Here is a 19459-nt window from a genome sequence, read left to right as displayed (position 1 = left end):
AAAATCAGTTTAACTCATTTGAGCTATAATCTTTGAATTGAATTATAGCTCCTCCTATATCTATTTACTCATGTGTCTGACTGTCGACGAGTTTTTGTAATAAATTTCCCTCTCGGTTAGAATCCTTTAAAAACGACTCCTCTGCAATTTCCTGTAACAACTTTTTTTTGATGTGAGTCGGAAGCTGGAATCCCTTTATAAGGGCTCTTGCCTTACCTAAAAAATGTAAATCTGTTTCAATCTCCTCAAGTGGTAATTGCTTTTTGAATTTTTCAGATAAGCTCTTTGCATAAGCCGGACTTGCTCCATTTGTAGACCACGCAAAAACAAATGGCCCTTGTTCAAGTTTACACATAAAATGCAAGTCCGATTGTTCAAGATTATTAGCCAAATAAATAAAAGGAAGATGTTGATTATTTTCATACAATGAATGGTTTAATCGTTCATCATCCGTCGCTAAACAAAGTAAATCTGCCTCAAACTGCTCGCTAGCTAAAACTTCACGAATTTGTAATGTGAGCCTTCCTTCTGCTTCTAACCCGAAAAATGGCTCAATCATCTGTGCTGAAACAATGGTAACATTCGCACTAGCTGCTAAAAAGCGTTTTGTATGTCGATAAGCGACTTGACCTCCTCCAATCATAATAATCTTTTTATTTCTCACCTTTAAATTTACTGGGATGAAGTCAGCCACTCAGACTCCCCCTTTAATCCTTTCCCCACACGTAAACAGACAATATCAACCAGCTTGTCATCAAAACCTAAATACATACCTAAACTTAACCGTTTTTCTGTCGTTCTTTGGACTTGATTTAATTTCTTCTCTAAACTTTTCATTAAAACTCCTGTAAAAAGAAGATAAGGTAACATAATGATCTCCTCGACTGGTTCTTTTAATAATCGTTCTAATCCTTCATCAACAGTAGGTTCCGTTGCAGCTAAATAACTCACCTCTACACGTTTAATCGGTGTGTACTCCCACAACAATCGAGAAATCTTCATTAAGTCACTATTTGCATCCGGATCGCTACTACCACGACCAATTAATAAAACGGCCTTATTTTCCCGTGACTCTCTGTCTGGTCTACCCGCAATATGCTCGACGCCAACAGATAGTAACCGTTCTTTTAATATATCAATGACAATTTTTTCGACCCCTATCGGTTGACTATAGGTAAAAATAAGCGTTGGATATTTCATCTCGGCTCTCTTAATCTCATTAGGTATATCTATTTTGGCGTGCCCAGCACTTAATAATAAAATGGGAATGACCGCAATATGTGTCGCCCCTTGCTTCAGACAGGCCTCAATACCTTCTTGGATCGTGGGCTGTTCTAATTCGATAAAAGCTGTTTCTTGAATAGGAATTTGCGGAAACCTCGCTTGAATTTTAGATACAAAAGTTCTTAATTGTTCATTTCCTTCTTGAACTCTACTACCATGCCCTACATATAATATTGCCTGCATATTTGTCACCTCTTAACAAGTGAATATCCAAGTTCCTGGATTAATTCTTCTTTAGTCGGATGTTCTAATACTTTAGCTCCTATATAGCCGAGCTCCGTTGCTTTCTGATAAGATGTCGGACCATAACAAATAATTTCGACATTTTTTGATATAAGCGTTGGTGTATACTTAGTTTTTGCCAATGCTTCGGTTACTTGTACAACCGATTTCTCATTTGGAAAAACGAGTGTTTCAATTCTTCCCTCATCCCATAAACGTTCAAATGTAGCAGATGATTGGCTTACTAGCTCTTTTTGATAAGAAATAAAATAATCAAAGTCCCCAATTTTCTCTTTTAGAGAGCTCTGTTCTTGTTCACTCATCTCTTCCCCTAAGACAAGAACCTTTTTACCCGGCTCCATCTCATCAATCGTTAAAGAAGAACACGCATAAGAACTTAATAATTTTGCTGATTTTTTAGAACGAACAACAAAATCCGCTTGAATAAAACGAATGTCTAACCCAATATCGGTAATATGTTTAAAAAAAGCTTTCACACTTTGAGATGACAAGAAATAAATGCACTCATATGAACGATAATCAATTGGCTCATCTTTAGAAAAACGGATTTGAAAACGTGGATATTCAAAAACTTCTGCCCCTAAATCCCTTAACGATTCAACGGTCGAACTCGGTTCATCATCTGTTCTTGCAAATAAAATATGCTGACCGAATAAAGGCTGTTTTTCAAACCAACTCTTTTCTTGCCTTAAATGGTTTACATCTCCTACTAACGTAATAGCTGGATTTTCCACTTTCTCCTCTATGGCTCTTTTGGCAACGGTTTTTAAAGTAGCTTTCAAGACTTTTTGTTTGCCCAATGTCCCCCACTGAATAATTGAAACAGGTGTGTCAGGGGCTTTTCCATTTAAGAGTAAATTTTCTGAAATATAAGGTAAGTTTTTAACCCCCATATAAAAAGCAATCGTATCGACCCCTTTAGAAAGAGCTTGCCAATCAATGGTTGGTTCACCACTTGCCGTTTTATTATGACCGGTTACAACAGCAAACGATCCCCCATAATCACGATGCGTAACGGAAATCCCAGCATATGTAGAAGCACCGATTCCAGCCGTTATGCCCGGTACAATTTCAAACGGTACACTTGCCTCTTGTAAGGCATTCGCCTCTTCCGCAACCCTCCCAAAAACACTAGGGTCTCCCCCTTTCAAACGAACAACAATTTTCCCTTCTTGACCTTTTTTTACGAGTAAATCATTAATCGCTTCTTGTCTTAAAAGGTGCCGATCAGGTAATTTACCACAGTAGATAATCTCTGCATCTGGTTTGGTCCATTCTAATAATAGAGGGTGAATGAGACGATCATACAATACAACATCTGCTTTTTGTAATACCTCGTACCCTTTCATCGTTAATAAACGAATATCGCCCGGACCTGCCCCAACTAAATAAACAATCCCCTGCTTTTGCATTTTGTTCCCCCCTGAAGTTTTCTAAATACTCCCACCGTTATATCCGACTTTTTTTATATGTTTTATAAAGTATAATACAAAAACAATTCATTGAGCAATGTCCTTTTTTACTTTTTCATAATAAATGTAGCTCATTTTACTAAATACTCTTAAATTTTAACATACGTATTTTTTGAAGATTACTTTCTTCCTTACATAGGGAATCTCACATTATAATTCCTAAAGACTTAAAATAAAAAATGTGAGATAATCTTACACACGTAAACACCATCTTTAATTAGATGTGATATAGTATTACAAAAGATGCGAACATTCTTACTTTTTACAGCGAGGTGGAGTGGATTGTCCTATAAAGATAAAAAAGTGATAACCATCGGTGTTGTTAGTGAACTTACAGGGTTATCGGAAAGAAAGATTCGCTATTATGAAGAGCGAAAACTTCTATTTCCGGAAAGAACAAAAGGTGGAACGAGAAAATATTCCTTTTTAGATGTTGAACGTTTAATTGATATCGCTAATAAAATGGAAGATGGTATGCAAACATTCGAGATTAGAAAAATGGAACAAAAAGCCCTGAAAAAACAAGAAGTGCGTGAACGGATGCTACGTGGTCAAATTAATGCAGCCTTTAATATCCGAAAATAAGATGTGCTAAACGATCATTAAGTCGTTAGCACGTCTTTTTTTTGAGAAATCGCAGGAATTTGTAATTTAAATGACGCTTTTTCGGCAAACTAATGTTACGAAAAAGGAGGAAGGAAATGCATGCTCAAAAACATTAGTTTCTTTATTATGTGTTTGTTTATACTTTTAACAACAAATCCTGTTTTGGCCTCTGATAATCAAATTGCGATTATTATTGATGATTTTGGTGGCGATGTCAAAGGGGTTGACCAATTCCTTGAAGCAAACATACCGATTACCGTCGCCATTATGCCCTTTCAAAAATACGCAACAGAACAAGCAGAGTTAGCTCACAAAGCAGGGTTAGAAGTGATTATTCATATGCCAATGGAGCCAAAAAAAGGGAAAGCCTCATGGTTGGGTCCAAATGCGATTACTACTGACTTATCTGATGAACAGATTAAAGAAAGAGTTCATCAAGCAATCGAAAACGTACCACATGCTGTTGGAATGAATAACCATATGGGTTCTAAAATCGTCGAAAATGAGCATATTATGAGGATTGTCATGGAAATCGCCAATGAGCACCAACTCTACTTCCTTGATAGTGGAACGAGTGAAAAGTCCGTTATACCTGCACTGGCAAAAGAACTAAACATGCCTTTTATCGCTCGTGATATTTTTATCGATGATAGTCTTTCTTCTCAAAGAGAAGTTGAACTACAAATCGATAAGCTCATGAAACTTTCGAAAAGTAAAGGTAAAGCGGTCGGAATTGGGCATGTCGGCATAAAAGGAAATGAGACCTTCTCAGCAGTTGAAAATGGTTGGAAGAAGATGAAACAAAACCAATTACGACTTGTTTATTTATCTGAGCTTCTCGAAGCACCTATCACCCATCAACTGCACCATATTCAGTATGAAGGAGGAAGTACACCTTGACTCTTTTTACTGACCATCAAACCTTTGAAGGGAAAGATGGTTCCGTTATTCATCTAAGACCTGTGCTTAAAGAAGATGCAAAGGAGATAATCCAAGCCGCAAATGCCATTGTAGAGGCAAAACGATATATCCAAAAAGAAAAAGTAAGATCTTTAGAAGAAGAACACCGTTTTATCAATGATGTGCAACAACAAGGTCATATGTATATTGTGATCGAAGTAAATGGACAAGTGAGCGGAATCGCAAGAGTTTTAATCGGAGAATTAGAAATGAAACGCCATATAGGATTATTCAGAACATGGATTCATCCTAACACTCAAGGAAAAGGGATTGGTCATTTCATCATGCAATATACGCAAAATTGGTGTAGGGAAAAAAGACTTCATAAACTATGTTTAACTGTTTTTGCATCTAATCAAGCTGCTTATTCTTTATATAAAAAATATGGATTTGAAGAAGAAGGTGTTCAGAAAGACCAAGTATTTGTTGGAGACCATTATGATGATGAGATTTTAATGGCTTATTTTATTTAATAACTCAACTTTCGCAGAGTATAATTCCCCCTTAACCGTTGATAGAGATTGACTTTAGGGCGATACCATACTCAAATGGACTTTACATGAACGGTTCAATCGTTGACAGTCTGAACACATCTCTTCGTAGGCTGTTGAAGAAAACTGTTCACTAAAATGAAGCACTTCGGCTGTCGCTACCAAAACCATACTCCGCGTCCTTGCCGAGAACCTGGCGAGCCTCCTCGGCAAGCCTTGCGGGGTCTCGCTCCACGGTTTATTCCCGCGGGAGTCTCCGTATGGTTTTGTCCGCTAAGTGTCGTGGAGATGCTTGATGATAGGGCCATTCTCAATCAGCTATTTCTAACGCAGAAGGACCTTCTTCTTCACTTTGTTGGTTATGGAACTAAATAGGTAGTTGCCACCCATTTTTTTCCTAAGTCTGCAGTAATGAAAACACAGGATTCAAATCGAAACAAGCTCGATCATCTAGCTAACGTACAGAGTATCAACACTGATTGGTTTACAACTGTAACGGATTTAGTCATGAAGGAGAAAAATCATTCTCAAGCTAATGTACGTTGAAGTTATGATTGTTTTTTTATTCTATGAGAAAACCGAACCTAGATTCGATTCCATGATCTAGCGGACAAACAGACACAGAGACTCCCGCAGGAATAAACCGTCCAATGAGACCCCGCAAGCGTGCTGAGGAGGCTCACGGGGTTCCTGCAGGACGCGGAGTGTCTGTTTGGGAGCGACAGCCGAAGCGCATTGTACATTGTCTATTTTTTCTTGATGCGCAGTTTATCCGTTTGGTGTGATAGTACGTTCTCGCTTTTCAAACGTGTCAAGGGCATTTGTTTAAGAGCTTCCCTTTCACTCTGCCAACTAGTTGAACGGATTTTCTCGATGCGAAAGTTGAGTAAATAATATTTTGAATCTAATAATGATTATAACGAGGTGAACATTAATGAAAAAAACTGTTTTTACGCTTTTACTTCTTGCTGTATTTGGAATCGGTATGTTTTATATGGGACGATTTATGCTTGATCATAATAAGCAAGATTATGTTTTAGAAAAAGAGATTCCCCAAACATTAGATTCGACAGCAATGGATGAGCTTTTAGCCGAAGATTTATCGTTAACAACATCGATGTTTTTAAAACAGTTATCAGGACAACTAAACCGGTGGTCTGATTATGATTTAACGAATCAAAGTTTGGAAAATGCCTTTCACGAGGAACTCGCTGAACATCCACATTTTAACGGATTTGCCATCTATGAAGACAATGAACTCATTATCGAGGCTGGTGAGATATCCACTTTTGATCGTTCTTTATTAACCCATACCCATATGCAAAGTGAATTCTCAGATCCTTATATCAAAAATGAGCAACATTTTATGTTAATGGGAGAAACCTTACCAGATGGTCGTAACATCATTGGTGAAGTCGATTTAACCTTCATTCGCTCATTTGTAAAAGATATGGCTTCTGTAGCAGATTCTAATGGGAACTTCTTTGTCTCTGGAGATGATCCGAAAGTCCAATGGGAAACAACAGATGATGTCCCTGATGGATATCAAGCCAAAACGGTCCCTGAATTGGATTGGCAAATTGTCGTCCACTCAAAAGATCCAAAGCCAGAGTCTGAACAAAAGTCCTATATTGAAAATCAAGCCGTTATTAAATTTAAAAACGACGCTCATGCTAACGACTGGTTTTTAAACAATCAAAATGTACAACTCGTTTCCTCATCTGGACCTTTTTATGTGATTCAATCCAATGAGGAAACGACCCCACAATTAATTGAACGCCTAAATCGTGATTACTACCTTGCATTTAGTGAACCGAATTACTTAATGACAACCAACCAACTCAGAGCCCAGCAAACGAAACCGAATGATGAGTTTTTTGAACCGTATCAATGGAACTTAAGTCAAATTAAGATTAGCGATGGCTGGGATTTATCTGGTGGTGAGGATGTAACGATAGCAGTTTTAGATACCGGTGTCGATCCAGATCATTTGGATTTAAAGGATAAAATCTCACATGGCTATAATGCTTTTGATGAAAGTGGAGATTTCTCAGATGCCCATGGTCACGGGACACATGTTGCCGGTGTTGCCGCCGCAATGACGAATAATATTACGGGTATTGCCGGTGTTTCGTGGAAAAGCAATATTTTACCGGTAAAAGTATTAAATGATGATGGAGAAGGTTCTTCATACGAAGTAGCGAATGGTATTTATTGGGCTGTTGAAAACGGTGCACAAGTAATCAACATGAGTTTAGGTGATTATTATCATTCAGATGCGTTACATGATGCGGTGAAATATGCTTACGATAACGATGTTGTGATTATTGCTGCTTCTGGAAATGATAATGTGTCAGACCCGATGTATCCAGCTTATTACCCTGAAGTACTAACTGTTGCCGCTGTTGACCAAGATCAAAAACGGGCATTCTTTTCAAACTATGGTGAGCATGTTGATATATCAGCACCTGGTGAACATATTCCAAGCCTTTTTCCAGATAACAATTATACGGTTATGTCTGGAACTTCAATGGCTGCCCCTCATGTTGCCGGGCTAGCCGGATTAATCCGAGCACTACGCCCAGATTTAACCAATCAAGAGGTGTATGATGTGATCACCTCAACAGCAGAAGATCTTGGCACGAACGGTCGTGACTCCTACTATGGGCATGGTGAAATAGATGTCACCACTGCCTTACAGTCCATTCATTCTCGAAACAGATAATATAGTTAAAAATCACAATCAAAACCACTCGTGCTCACGAGTGGTTTTGATTGTACAAAAGCCTCACAAATCTATTTTAATTGCCGCTACCGAATGACCATTCGCGTTCCGCACGTGAACCAAGAGCCTGCATACCTTCCGTCAGCTAGTTGAACAGTACATATAAACGATGATTAGTAATGAAAATCTGAGGTTTTGTCCAAAACCTCAGACATTGACAGCCAAGTAGTCCAAATACCAAAACCACCTATCTGCATGCCAAAATGGCTCTAAGGTTATATTCCATAGAGCCATTCTCTTAGTTTTTTTCACCCTAAAAGGGTTCATGAGCTTTTGACTCAAGAACCTTTTTTAGTGTCTTAAATAATCTCTTTCTTTTGTAAATAATTTAAAATATTCTCCACCGACTCCTCAATTGTCAATTGATCTGTATCAATAACAATCTCAGGGGAATTTGGTTCTTCATACGGCGAACTAATTCCTGTAAAATCGCGAATTTCTCCTGCTCTTGCTTTTTTATATAATCCTTTTGGATCGCGTTTTTCACAAGCGTCTAAAGAACAGCGAACATAAATTTCGATAAATTCACCTTCTTCAACAAGTGCTCTTACTGCATCTCGATCTTCACGGAACGGTGAAATAAAAGCGGTGCAAACAATCGTTCCAGCATCCACAAATAGTTTAGAGACCTCACCAATTCGACGAATGTTTTCTTTTCGATCTTCATCACTAAAACCTAAGCCTTTATTTAAACCATGTCTAACATTATCTCCATCTAACACATAACTAGAAAGTCCTTTTTGAAAAAGGTGATATTCTAAGGCATTTGCTAATGTCGATTTCCCCGCTCCAGATAAACCTGTAAACCATAATATGCTGCTTTTATGTCCTTTTTGTTTTTGTCGCTCGACCTTTTTAATCGTTGTTTCGTGCCAAACAATATTTTCTGTTCCTTTTAAACTCATTTTTTCACCTTTTCTTTTTTAGACTGATTTCGTTTTAATAATTGTTTTTTGTTTCCTTCACCAAGTACCTATGTTGCTTTTATAACACAACAAAATTTAAGTAGTCGTATTTTATATGCCTCCACCTTCATCATAGGTTGAACGTTTTTCTTTACGGGCGGTATGGTACAAGCTAAACGCTCCTGTTGTTGCAATAAAGACACTGACAATGACAAATAACGTATAAAAGTCAGACTGCCTGATTAATAAAATAAGCCCATACGCAATCACTAATGAAAAAACCGGTGAGACAATCCATACTTTAATAATCTTCTTCATAATCCCTTTTTGCCACATCTGAAAACCATTTGCTGCTGTTCCAATTCCTGCAATCGCTGACGTCGTAATTTGCGTTAACGGCACTGGCAACCCAAATATAGAAGCGACTATCACCAATGAACCACCTGTTAAAGATACTGAGCTACCTTGTAATAACGACAATTGAGTAATCTTTTTACCATTCGTTTCTAAAACCTTACCGCCAAGTAAAATAGCCCCTAACCCAACAAATAATCCTCCATAAATGACAGCTGTATTAATTTCAATCAAACCTGCACCCACTAAGGGACCGACTGCATTCGCAACATTATTCATACCTGCTGCATATGCTTCTATACACCCACATGCAATGAGAAAAAAGATAAGCGGTTTTTTCCATTTCCCTTTTCCCTGTAGCTGCGGCCATCTTTTTTCAGCATAAATCGTCACTTTCCCGATTAATAAAGCCATAAAAAAGGCAACAAACGGAGTGATAATCCAAAAGCTGACGATAATAAGAAGTTCTTTTAAAAAGAGAGCTTGAAAAGCAATTCCTACTCCGACAATTGAGCCAACGACAACCTCACTTGTTGATAAAGGAATACCGATTAAATTAGCAATAAATAAAGTTCCACAAGCAGAAGCTAAAATAATGATGACAATCGGAACATCAACAATTTCATTAGGGATAATTCCTCCACCGATCGTCTTTACTACCTCTCCTCCTGCTAATGCCCCTAAAAAAGCAAAAACAGCCACAAGAATCATCGCGATTTTTTTATTCGGAATTGCCCCACTTCCATACGCTGGTCCCATTGCAGCCGCTGTACCACTCGCTCCAATGTTCATCGCAAAAAACAATGCAATCGCAAAAGCTACAATTTCCAGCATAAGGATTCACCCTTCCTTCTCAAACCGCTACGCTTCAACACGCTCTTGCATACCGCGTATTAAAACTTCTACAACTTCTTTTCGACTAAATTCCGGTGGTGGTACTTCACCATTGCTAAGCATTGCCCTTACTTTCGTCCCTGACAAAATCACATGATCTTCTTTTGCATGTGGGCATGTTTTCGTTGATGCCATATTCCCACAAGCCTTACAATAGAAACTATGCTCAAAAAATAATGGCGTAATCTCTAGTTCACCCTCTTCAAATTCAGAGAAAATTAATTGGGCATCATACGTCCCGTAATAATCGCCTACACCTGCATGATCACGCCCAACAATAAAGTGAGTACAACCATAGTTTTTACGGACGATTGCATGGAAAATAGCTTCACGCGGACCTGCATAACGCATCGCTGCTGGGAAAACAGATAGATAAACTCGATCTTTTGGATAATAATTTTCTAAAAGAACTTCATAACTTTCCATTCGAACATCTGCTGGAATATCATCTGATTTTGTATCTCCAACTAATGGGTTTAAAAATAACCCATCGACAATCTCTAAAGCTGACTTTTGAATATATTCATGAGCACGGTGGACTGGGTTTCTCGTTTGAAAGCCAACGATTTTTTTCCATCCCAATTCAGCAAACTTCGCTCTCGTTTCTTTTGGATCTTGATGGTACGATTGGAAACGACCACGATTGACTCTTTTCGTTAACACGATTGGTCCTGCCACATAAAATTCGGGACGTTCAAATAATTTTGCAACACCAGGATGATTTTTATCATCTGTACGATAAACATGTAATGCTTCTTCAATTTTGTTTGGTTGATAAATTTCTGTTACCGTGATGACTCCAAAAACAGAACCTTCATAAACAAGTTTGACCTTTTCATTAAGCTCAAGTTCATTTGCTTTTACCTCTTCAACAGGTAAAGTGACAGGAATACTCCAAATCGTCCCATCTTCTAACCTCATTTTTGTAACGACAGATTGATAGTCAGCACTCCCTAAAAATCCAGTTAATGGACTAAATCCACCTATCCCGATTAATTCTAAATCTGATAAAGCAAAGGAATCTAATTTAATTTCCTTCGTAATAGATGTGTAATCATAATTTGCGTCAAATTGTTCAATTAATGTTCCACCATGCGGTTGAATAGATGTCATTTATTTCTCCTCCTATAGCTTCCTTATTATTAAGGTTGTTGATGTAATCCACATTCCGTTTTTCCGGAGTCGGCCCAGCGACCACTTCTTGGGTCTTCTCCTTCTTTAACGGGCTTTGTACAGTATTCACAACCGATACTTGGATAGTTCCGATCATGCAAGTCGTTATATGGCAATTGATGTAGTTTGACATACATCCAAATTTCTTCCTCTGTCCAATGAATAAGTGGACAAATTTTTACCGATTTAAAACGATTGTCTTTATTCACAAATTCCGTGTTGACCCGCGTCGGTGATTGTTCACGTCTTAATCCCGATATCCACGCTCGGTGTTGGCTTAATTGATTTTCTAACGGAACCATTTTTCTAAGCTGACAACATTTGTCGGGATTAACCTTCCAAAGTTGCTCTCCATATTGTTCCGCCTGTTCTTCCGGTGTTAAATTAGGTTTAATTAGGTTAATTTTTAAAGTTGGGTAACGAGCCTTCACTTTATCAATTAATTCATACGTCTCTTTAAAATGAAAATCGGTATCTAAAAAAATAATTTTAGCTTCTTTATTCACTTTACTAATGAGATCAATTAACACCATTCCTTCAACACCGAAGCTACAGGAATAAACAATTTCGTCACCAAATTCTCGGTAGGCCCACTTTAATATATCAAGACTATCTTTTCTCTCTAGGCTTTTATTTAGTGTTTCATAATCTGCCTTTTCCATCGTGTCATATGAGATAAACAAGCTTTCCTCCCCCTCTTTTATTAAAATACAAACGAAAAGAGACGACGTTCACTAAAGAAGCAAGCATATTACCTCCTTATAGTGAACGCCGCCTCTAGTTTGTCTAGTCAGCAACAACGGTTATTTAATTCGTACTTTTTCATTCTTTTCCAATTGTATAATCTTTCCGTCTTGAACAATTATCGTAATCGAACCATACTGCAAGCCTTCTAAAAGGTCTTTTAACGTTTCCGATACTTGCTCCAAAGATTTTTCAGCGTTAGTCATGCTACTCCTCCTAGCATTAAACCTCCATCAAAGACAAATTTAATTCCTTGTATTTTCATATGATTTATTAGTTTAATAGTATTCTATCCATCATTTGCATGAATGTCAATAATCGTTCGTGAATTTTCCGAAAAATGGGCTAATTTAATTTGAGTGACTTTAATTGGTACAATATATAGATTGCTTTGCTCGTTCCTTCCCATTTGTCTTCATCCACACTAAAAACCCATAACCTTTATAAACGAGCCATGGGTTTTCTATCTTTTATTAAGTTTTAGATGGTTCTTTATTTTGAAAAAGGGATAACTTTGGCAGGAATTTTTTCATTATATGTATAAATAACTTTATAGCCTTCTTTTTTCCGTCTTTTAAAAGTTTTTTCAGAAATAGGTCTAGGCATTGACCATGCTAAGGAACTCGGATTATCCCATGAATCAAAGGTAATCAATTCCTTTTTATAGAAATATTGATTTCCAGAATAATATGTCTCACAAATATAGGTTACCGTTTGTTTGGAATGCATTCTCTCACCTCATTTGTTAAAAAGTATCGCCAAATTCTCCAAAAAATATGAGAACTTTTTTACCTTCCAAATAAATGCCTTATTTCTTGACATACTCATTTTTGGAGCGGTACGATAAAGTAGAAGAATACTGTCAAACAAATATAATAAAAAGAAGTGATAACATGATTCAACATTTAAAAAATCAAACATTAATGGCAGGAGAATTACATGAATTAATTGTACCAATGGAAAAAGTGGCTCACGTACAATTAAAAAACCCCTTAGAACACGCTTTGCTCGTCCTTATTAAATCTGGATATACGGTTATTCCAGTCCTTGACCCGACGTATAAGCTACACGGCATCATAAGTAACTCTTTAATCCTAGATTCGTTATTAGGTGTTGAACAATTTGAAATGGAACGATTATCTAACCAAGTAGTCGCTGATGTTATGAATACAGATGTACCGACGATCAAAAAGGAAGATACCTTTTCAAGAGCTCTTAACTTAACAATCAACCATCCCTTCTTATGTGTCGTTGATGAGCGTGGAGAATTTTTAGGTATTTTAACAAGACGGTCGATTCTTGCCCTTGTAAGTAAATACTTACATAAACAAGAGAGTTCATAATAGCTTATAAAGGTTTCTATCCTCTTGAGAGGGTTATTTGCTCTATTTTTAATAACTTTTAAAAAGTAAGTATTGATTAATAACCAACATCGTATTATGATAAAAATATTATATGAACTGAATATGAATCTTCGGGGTTAGGTGAAATTCCTTACCGGCGGTGATGATTTATGATAAATCTTAGCCCGCGACTCTTTAAGTGCTCGACATTTAAAGATTGACTTGGTGACATTCCAAGGCCGACGGTTAAAGTCCGGATGGGAGGAGATCGAATAGTACGCTTGTTCTGATTGGCAACAATCGAGCACGTTTATTTCGTAAGCCTTCTTTTATTTAAAAAGAAGGCTTTCTCTTTTGTTAAGATTCCATGTTCAAACAAAAGGAGTTTGAGTTATGGTACAGTCAGATCAGTCTTTAAACAAACAGAAAGTAATGAAACATGGGTTTTGGTTTGTCGCAATTGGAGCAGCATTTTGGGGGATTAATCCGATTTTTCGGATGCTTTTACTAGATACTTTTACCTCTGCCCAAATTGTCTTATTAGAGCATGTCTTATTATTATTTATCGCGGTTCCGTTATTATGGGCGAATCGAGCGGACTTAAAATCAGTCAAGTTCAAACATTTAGGAGCGATTATCTTTATTGCTTGGGGTGGTTCAGCGTTAGCAACCATTCTTTTTACATTAGGTTTAACGTACGGGGAAATTAATATCGTCTTATTACTGCAGCAATTACAGCCATTATTTGCGATCTTTTTAGCGAGAATCATTTTAAAAGAGGCCCTACCACGCCATTTTGCAACGGCAGTTATCATTGCTTTGATGGGGACCTATTTATTAACATTTGGATTTAATTTTCCATTCGGTTCAGTGGGAGACTTTTTTCAAGCGGCAAGTCTACTCTCTATTGCAGCGGCAGCCTTATGGGGCGGTTCAACTGTGATGGGAAGATATTTATTAAATGATATGAAATACGAGACCGTTACCGCTTTACGTTTTATCGTGGCTTTGCCATTATTAATTATGATCGTCGCCTTCCAAGGAGCAGCATGGTCATTGCCAGCAACAACAGGGGCATCAGCTATTATCTTTATTAACCTTGCTGCCTCTGCCTTAATCCCTGGTTTATTAAGTATCTTAATCTACTATCGTGGACTAGCAAATACAAAAGCATCATTAGCGACCATTGCGGAGCTAAGTTTCCCAACAGTCGCCCTAATCATTAACTGGCTTGTTTTTAATGAGGTTGTTTCAGTTGCCCAATTTATCGGCTTCTTGCTCATTTGGTCGACTATGTACTTCTTATCGATTCAAAAGCAGCCAACACCAACCCATCGTGTTCCTGAACCGCTGACATCCGCATAAATGGTGAGTCACTTATCAAACACCCCTAATGAGAAACTCTCTTATTAGGGGTGTTTTTAGTTAAATATTGTTTTATCGCTTTCTCTCGACTCTTAAACATTTGCTGTAAAATGTTTTTTAATACAAAACTCGGAATTTTTGTTGTGATTTCTAGTCGATCACACATCACAGTATAAGCACCTTGCTGTTTAAATGTATGAGTATGTTTCCAATAATCTAGTGGGAAGGGCGGATTCATAGCTACATCAGTAAATTGACAATTAGCCTCATCTATTGTGATTTCGGCAAGCCATCTGTACGAGAGAAAACTTAGCGAAAAGTCGATTTCGACGATTTGTGTGCCGGATTCCACCTCTTCCAGCTTTAATTGTACAATCGGCGGAAAGCTTGTGATTTCAATTAAGTTTTTTGGATTAGAAAAAAAGGGCCATACGGTATTTAATTTTGCTGGTATAATGGTTGTGTACTGAAACACTTTTATATCCATACAAACACCTCGATTTAAATATTTAGATAGGATGAGTCATTTGAAACATACATATTTAGGCCTTCTTTTAGCGTCTGTTCTTTTATTTATTAGTTTTCTCTGGCAACCATTTGATTTTTGGATTATTTTTCCGATATCGTTAGCACTGTTAACGCTCTACGCCTTACTATTCACGGAAACTCCCCTCTTTCAAACGGTCACAAAAGGGTGGCTAGCTGCCCCTGCAAGTGGCATCATGATTTACCTAGTATTCGCCCTTGGGAAAGAGCTTTTAATTCTGACAGGCATTCCTTTACTTGTGTCATTAGAACAGCTGTATCAACTCGTCCAACCAAAAGAATGGTATCATTATATTTGGTTGTTTTTTATTCTCATACCAGGTGAAGAGTTTTTTTGGCGTTACTTTATGTTAAATCAATGGCTACATAAATTTTCGGCTACGAAGGCCATTTTGATCGCTACCCTATTTTATGGGGTTGTCCACCTATTATCAGGCTCACTTTTACTCGTATTAGCCGCCTTAATGGCCGGCCTTGTTTGGAATTACCTTTACTATCGCACACAAAACATTTGGGCCGTCATCTTCTGCCATCAAATATTCAATTTATTTCTACTTGTTTTGTTTCCATTGTTATAACCGGTTGTGTTAATACTTATATTCACGCTAAAAGCTTTCAAAGTCAAAATGACCTTGAAAGCTTTTTTTCTTACACTTGATTTATTCATACTGTAATTTTAGTATTTGGCGAGTTTCATTACTAATTAACTCCACTTTCGCATCGAGAAAATCCGTTCAACTAGTTGGCAGAGCGAAAGGGAAGCTCTTAAACAAATGCCCTTGACACGTTTAAAAAGCGAGAGCGTACTAGCGAGAACGTACTATCACACAAAACGGATAAACTGCGCATCAAGAAAAAAATAATAGGCCCTCCGGCGGTCGCTCCCAAACAGACACTCCGCGTCCTGCAGGAACCTCATGAGCCTCCTCAGCACGCTTGCGGGGTCTCATTGGACGGTTTATTCCTGCGGGAGTCTCCGTGTCTGTTTGTCCGCTAGATAATGGAATCGAATCTAGGTTCAGTTTTCTCATTGAACAAAAAAACAGTCATGACTTCAAAGGACATTAGCTTGAGAATGATTTTTCTCCTTCCATGACTCATTCCGTTACAGTTGTAAACAAATCCGTGTGGATGCTCTGTACGTTAGCTAGATGATCGAGCTGGTTTCGATTGGAATCCTGTCTTTTCATGACGGCAGACTTAGGAAAAAAATAGGTGGCAACTCCCTATTTAGTTCCATAACCAACAAAGGGAAGAAGAAGGTCCTTCTGCGTTAGAAATAGCTGATTGAGAATGGCCATATCATCAAGCCTCTCCCCTACACTTAGCGGACAAAACCATACGGAGACTCCCGCAGGAATAAACCGAGCTTACTGAAAAAGTCTTATTCTCACCTTTACCGGGGAAGAATCTCAAATAATTAGGTGATTCATTAGATGATCTATTATGGCTCAGCTGGTTTTTCTTTGACCAAAACGGAGCCAGCGGAATACCCGGAGACTCCTGCGGGAGAAGTGAAACACGGGAGACCCCGCAGCGATGAGTGAGGAGGCTCCCGGTTCACCCGCGGAACGCGTAGGGTATGCAGCTGGCGGAGTAAGCCAAATCATCCAACCCTATTGTAACTCACAGAACTTTTTCAGTGACCTCGAATAAACCGAGGAGGCTCGCCAGGTTCTCGGCAAGGACGCGGAGTATGGTTTTGGTAGCGACCGCCGGAGGGCCTAATTTTAGTGAACAGTTTCCTTCAACAGCCTACTAAGAGATGTGTTCAGACTGTCAACGATTGAACCGTCCATGTAAAGTCAATTTGAGTATGGTATCGCCCTAAAATCAATCTCTATCAATGGTTAAGGGTCAATCATACGCTGTGAAAGTTGAGTAATTAAGGTTTATTCATACCCTAATTTCTGCTTCTCACTTTTTTCATTACCAATCCACTGAAACTCACTCACACAAAAAAAGACTTCTCAAAAAGTCGATTGACTTTTTAAGACAGCCTTTACGCATAAATATTAATCAACAAGCCTTTAATTTCTCCCACCATATCGAGAATATCTAAGCCTTTTTTCTCTTTCTCTAAAACGGCATTCGTTAAATCCAAAAGTTTCTGATCGACTTGTTCTACGATTTTGTAAATTTTCGTACGTCCTCTGCGATTAAAGCCTCTCTTTTCTTCCAAACTTAAGCCATGCTCAACTGCTTCTCCAACAAACTCTTTAATCAGTTGCTTATATTTTCGCAGTTCTTCAACCGTTCTCGTTTCAGACAATGTCTTTCCTTGGTCTTCAATTTTGCCCATTAATTCTCTTAAACGATGTTCAGCTGCTTGATCCCGTTTTCCTGACATCACTTCTGAAAAAGAGACCGAAGCACTCGTCTTCGTGGAAGACTTCGGAGCTGGTTTCCCAATCCCAGTTGTGGCAATTCTTTGTACATCCATGTCCAATCCACCTTTACACTCTAACTCGTTCCATTATTATTGTAACAGTTGTAAGACCCCTTGTGGAAGTTGATTTGCTTGAGCAAGCATGGCCGTTGCTGATTGATTTAAGATGTTATTACGAGTGAATTCGGTCATCTCTAAGGCCATATCCGCATCACGAATTCGTGATTCAGAAGCCGTTAAATTTTCATGTGTCACTTGTAAATTATTAATCGTATGCTCCAAACGATTTTGGACTGCTCCAAGTTTAGCACGAGCATCAGACAACTTATTAATCGCCTGGTCAATGCGGAAAATTGCATCGTTTGCCCCGTCATTTGACACAACATTAATTCCTTCAATTCCAAGAGTTACAACATCCATTTGTGGAATATCAATCATCACATTTTGGTTCGTATTCGGTCCGATTTGGAAAGAAAGAGCGTTGTTTGTGACAGTGAAATTCAGTTCCCCATTACTTACATTCGAGTTAAATTGGTAATCAATTCCACCATGTTTCATTTTTCCATTAACTGAAGTAACTTCACGAGCTGCTTGGATTGTTTTTGGCGGAGCACTGTTATCTAATAATTCAATCGTTGCAGTTGCCTCCATATTAACTTTAACAGTACCTGAAGAAGAAATTTTAGTTGTATCGATTAAAACTCCATGCACTTCCATGTCCCCAGCACCATCATTTTCACCAACAAAAACGGTTTGTTCACCTAAAGACAAGCCATCGGGGTCTATGATTTCAATATTTGCCGTATCACCTGTAAAATTACGAACATGGATAGTATATTCGCCTAATTTCATTTCATTTTCTGACTCTGCTAAGGTGATGTCACCTTGAGATAAGCCCGCCTTAGGTTGTGTAACAGTTGGTTCGATCGTCACATCAGAGATTTTAACTTGATAATCCCCAGACTTCAAATTAGCATCAGTTACTGTTGGGAAACCTACTAAGTTGATGTTATTGTCCGCTTGATCATAAGTCGTCAACACGGCACTAAAGCCATTCAATAACTTCCTTGTATTAAACTCGGTTTTTTCTGAGATGCTATCGATTTCGGTCATTAATTGATCGATTTCTTTTTGGATTTGCTCACGATCATATTCGGTATTCGTATCGTTAGCCGCTTGGACAGATAATTCACGCATTCTTTGTAACATCGTATGTACTTCTTGCATGGCTCCTTCAGATGTTTGCATTAAGGAAATCCCATCCATTGCATTTCGTTCGGCCATTTTTAAACCACGAATTTGCGAACGCATTTTTTCTGAAATCGCAAGTCCTGCTGCATCATCTGCCGCACGGTTAATTCTTAATCCTGAAGAAAGTTTCTCAAGGTTTTTCGACGTTTGGAATTGATTTTGATATAAATTGCGGTAAGCATTTAATGCTTGAATATTATTATTAATTTTCATAAAGCTCTCTCCTCTAGTTATCGTAAATAGCTAATTTTTCATATCGATTTTTCTGTTGTCTAATAACATTGGATTCTTGATCTTTTTTTGAGCTCATTGCCTCGTTCCAAGCGTTCATTAATTGATGTAAAATGACGATGATTTCCTCTATTATCTGACGGTCTTTTTGTAAATTAGCAAGCAAAAGACGTTCCGCCATATATTGATAAAGCTGCTCGAGTTGATCAGCTAAAATCCCAGCTTCATAGTTTAAACCCGCACCCAATCGAACAAGAATATCTGAAGCTTTTTGTAAATGCTCATTCGCTTTGATAAAATTTTTAAGTTCAATTGATTCAATTGACTCTTCTAGTTGATTCAGACAAGCTTCATATAACAGGCTTGTAATTTCCTGTGACGATTTCTGATATAGCCACTCTTCTGTTAGTAACCCGTTCAATA

General features: G+C 38.0%; 20 protein-coding genes and 1 riboswitch. Of the genes, 7 read left to right on the top strand and 13 right to left on the bottom strand.

The window, feature by feature from the left end; genetic code table 11:
• Positions 1 to 64: 64 nt before the first annotated feature.
• The 3 genes from AA0017_RS06440 to cobA are packed head-to-tail and all read right to left on the bottom strand — an operon-like array spanning position 65 to position 2939.
• Entirely contained in the window at positions 65 to 694 is a 630-nt protein-coding gene (locus AA0017_RS06440; RefSeq protein ID WP_413380244.1) for a bifunctional precorrin-2 dehydrogenase/sirohydrochlorin ferrochelatase, read from the bottom strand.
• Entirely contained in the window at positions 673 to 1467 is a 795-nt protein-coding gene (locus AA0017_RS06435; protein WP_413380243.1) for a sirohydrochlorin chelatase, read from the bottom strand. The genes AA0017_RS06440 and AA0017_RS06435 overlap by 22 nt, the downstream gene beginning before the upstream one ends.
• 5 nt (positions 1468 to 1472) lie before the next feature.
• On the bottom strand, positions 1473 to 2939 hold the full coding sequence (cobA, locus tag AA0017_RS06430; RefSeq protein WP_413380242.1) for a uroporphyrinogen-III C-methyltransferase: 1467 nt from the start codon (positions 2937 to 2939) through the stop codon (positions 1473 to 1475).
• A 342-nt stretch (positions 2940 to 3281) separates the two neighbouring features.
• Here cobA and AA0017_RS06425 point away from each other — a divergent pair, with 342 nt between their 5' ends.
• From AA0017_RS06425 to AA0017_RS06410, 4 genes are all read left to right on the top strand, one after another.
• On the top strand, positions 3282 to 3584 hold the full coding sequence (locus tag AA0017_RS06425) for a MerR family transcriptional regulator (protein WP_003324343.1): 303 nt from the start codon (positions 3282 to 3284) through the stop codon (positions 3582 to 3584).
• A 120-nt stretch (positions 3585 to 3704) separates the two neighbouring features.
• Positions 3705 to 4505, top strand: coding sequence for a divergent polysaccharide deacetylase family protein (locus AA0017_RS06420; RefSeq protein ID WP_413380241.1), 801 nt, complete (start codon positions 3705 to 3707; stop codon positions 4503 to 4505).
• Positions 4502 to 5038, top strand: coding sequence for an N-acetyltransferase family protein (locus AA0017_RS06415; RefSeq protein ID WP_413380240.1), 537 nt, complete (start codon positions 4502 to 4504; stop codon positions 5036 to 5038). Before AA0017_RS06420 ends, AA0017_RS06415 begins: the two co-directional genes overlap by 4 nt.
• A 952-nt stretch (positions 5039 to 5990) precedes the next feature.
• Positions 5991 to 7781 carry a S8 family peptidase gene (locus tag AA0017_RS06410; protein WP_413380239.1) on the top strand — a complete coding sequence of 597 codons (1791 nt, stop codon included), beginning with the start codon at positions 5991 to 5993 and terminating at the stop codon, positions 7779 to 7781.
• 359 nt (positions 7782 to 8140) lie between these two features.
• Here the strand turns inward: AA0017_RS06410 and cysC are convergent, their stop codons facing one another.
• From cysC to AA0017_RS06380, 6 genes are all read right to left on the bottom strand, one after another.
• Entirely contained in the window at positions 8141 to 8746 is a 606-nt protein-coding gene (gene cysC / locus AA0017_RS06405; protein WP_413380238.1) for an adenylyl-sulfate kinase, read from the bottom strand.
• A gap of 111 nt (positions 8747 to 8857) precedes the next feature.
• The gene (locus tag AA0017_RS06400) at positions 8858 to 9934 is read right to left on the bottom strand and encodes an inorganic phosphate transporter (RefSeq protein ID WP_413380237.1); all 1077 of its coding nucleotides are present in this window, start codon (positions 9932 to 9934) and stop codon (positions 8858 to 8860) included.
• 27 nt (positions 9935 to 9961) lie between these two features.
• Positions 9962 to 11107 (bottom strand): sulfate adenylyltransferase, encoded by a 1146-nt coding sequence (sat, locus tag AA0017_RS06395; RefSeq protein WP_413380236.1) that lies wholly within the window; start codon positions 11105 to 11107, stop codon positions 9962 to 9964.
• 29 nt (positions 11108 to 11136) lie between these two features.
• A complete protein-coding gene (locus AA0017_RS06390; RefSeq protein ID WP_413382434.1) occupies positions 11137 to 11829 on the bottom strand; it encodes a phosphoadenylyl-sulfate reductase in 693 nt (230 codons plus the stop codon).
• Between the two features lie 141 nt (positions 11830 to 11970).
• Complete coding sequence (locus AA0017_RS06385) at positions 11971 to 12117, bottom strand: YezD family protein (RefSeq protein ID WP_413380235.1); 147 nt, start codon at positions 12115 to 12117, stop codon at positions 11971 to 11973.
• A gap of 286 nt (positions 12118 to 12403) precedes the next feature.
• The gene (locus tag AA0017_RS06380) at positions 12404 to 12640 is read right to left on the bottom strand and encodes a hypothetical protein (RefSeq protein ID WP_413380234.1); all 237 of its coding nucleotides are present in this window, start codon (positions 12638 to 12640) and stop codon (positions 12404 to 12406) included.
• A 164-nt stretch (positions 12641 to 12804) separates the two neighbouring features.
• Between AA0017_RS06380 and cbpB the strand changes: the two genes are divergently transcribed.
• Together cbpB and AA0017_RS06370 are read left to right on the top strand one after the other, a co-directional pair.
• Positions 12805 to 13254, top strand: a complete 450-nt coding sequence (cbpB, locus tag AA0017_RS06375; protein WP_413380233.1) for a cyclic-di-AMP-binding protein CbpB — start codon at positions 12805 to 12807, stop codon at positions 13252 to 13254.
• A 123-nt stretch (positions 13255 to 13377) separates the two neighbouring features.
• Positions 13378 to 13527: riboswitch (FMN riboswitch) on the top strand.
• A gap of 120 nt (positions 13528 to 13647) precedes the next feature.
• A complete protein-coding gene (locus AA0017_RS06370) occupies positions 13648 to 14619 on the top strand; it encodes a DMT family transporter (RefSeq protein ID WP_413380232.1) in 972 nt (323 codons plus the stop codon).
• A gap of 25 nt (positions 14620 to 14644) precedes the next feature.
• Here AA0017_RS06370 and AA0017_RS06365 read toward each other — a convergent pair whose 3' ends face one another.
• Positions 14645 to 15106: an SRPBCC family protein gene (locus AA0017_RS06365; protein ID WP_413380231.1), complete on the bottom strand. Its 462-nt coding sequence runs from the start codon at positions 15104 to 15106 to the stop codon at positions 14645 to 14647.
• A 31-nt stretch (positions 15107 to 15137) separates the two neighbouring features.
• Between AA0017_RS06365 and AA0017_RS06360 the strand changes: the two genes are divergently transcribed.
• Positions 15138 to 15743, top strand: coding sequence for a CPBP family intramembrane glutamic endopeptidase (locus tag AA0017_RS06360; RefSeq protein WP_413380230.1), 606 nt, complete (start codon positions 15138 to 15140; stop codon positions 15741 to 15743).
• A 1424-nt stretch (positions 15744 to 17167) separates the two neighbouring features.
• On the opposite strand, the gene AA0017_RS06355 is transcribed toward AA0017_RS06360, so the two are convergent.
• Genes AA0017_RS06355 through fliS form a run of 3 tightly spaced genes read right to left on the bottom strand, consistent with a single transcriptional unit; the run spans position 17168 to position 19457 of the window.
• Positions 17168 to 17608 carry a YaaR family protein gene (locus AA0017_RS06355; RefSeq protein ID WP_413380229.1) on the bottom strand — a complete coding sequence of 147 codons (441 nt, stop codon included), beginning with the start codon at positions 17606 to 17608 and terminating at the stop codon, positions 17168 to 17170.
• A gap of 36 nt (positions 17609 to 17644) precedes the next feature.
• Entirely contained in the window at positions 17645 to 19018 is a 1374-nt protein-coding gene (locus AA0017_RS06350; RefSeq protein WP_413380228.1) for a flagellin, read from the bottom strand.
• A 13-nt stretch (positions 19019 to 19031) separates the two neighbouring features.
• Positions 19032 to 19457 carry a flagellar export chaperone FliS gene (gene fliS / locus AA0017_RS06345; RefSeq protein WP_413380227.1) on the bottom strand — a complete coding sequence of 142 codons (426 nt, stop codon included), beginning with the start codon at positions 19455 to 19457 and terminating at the stop codon, positions 19032 to 19034.
• Positions 19458 to 19459 lie beyond the last annotated feature (2 nt).

Origin of the sequence: Alkalihalobacillus phoenicis (assembly GCF_047302405.1) — a bacterium.
Classification (GTDB): domain Bacteria; phylum Bacillota; class Bacilli; order Bacillales; family Bacillaceae_D; genus Alkalihalobacillus.
Note: the sequence above shows the minus strand (reverse complement) of the source record. Positions and strands in the feature narration are given on the sequence as shown.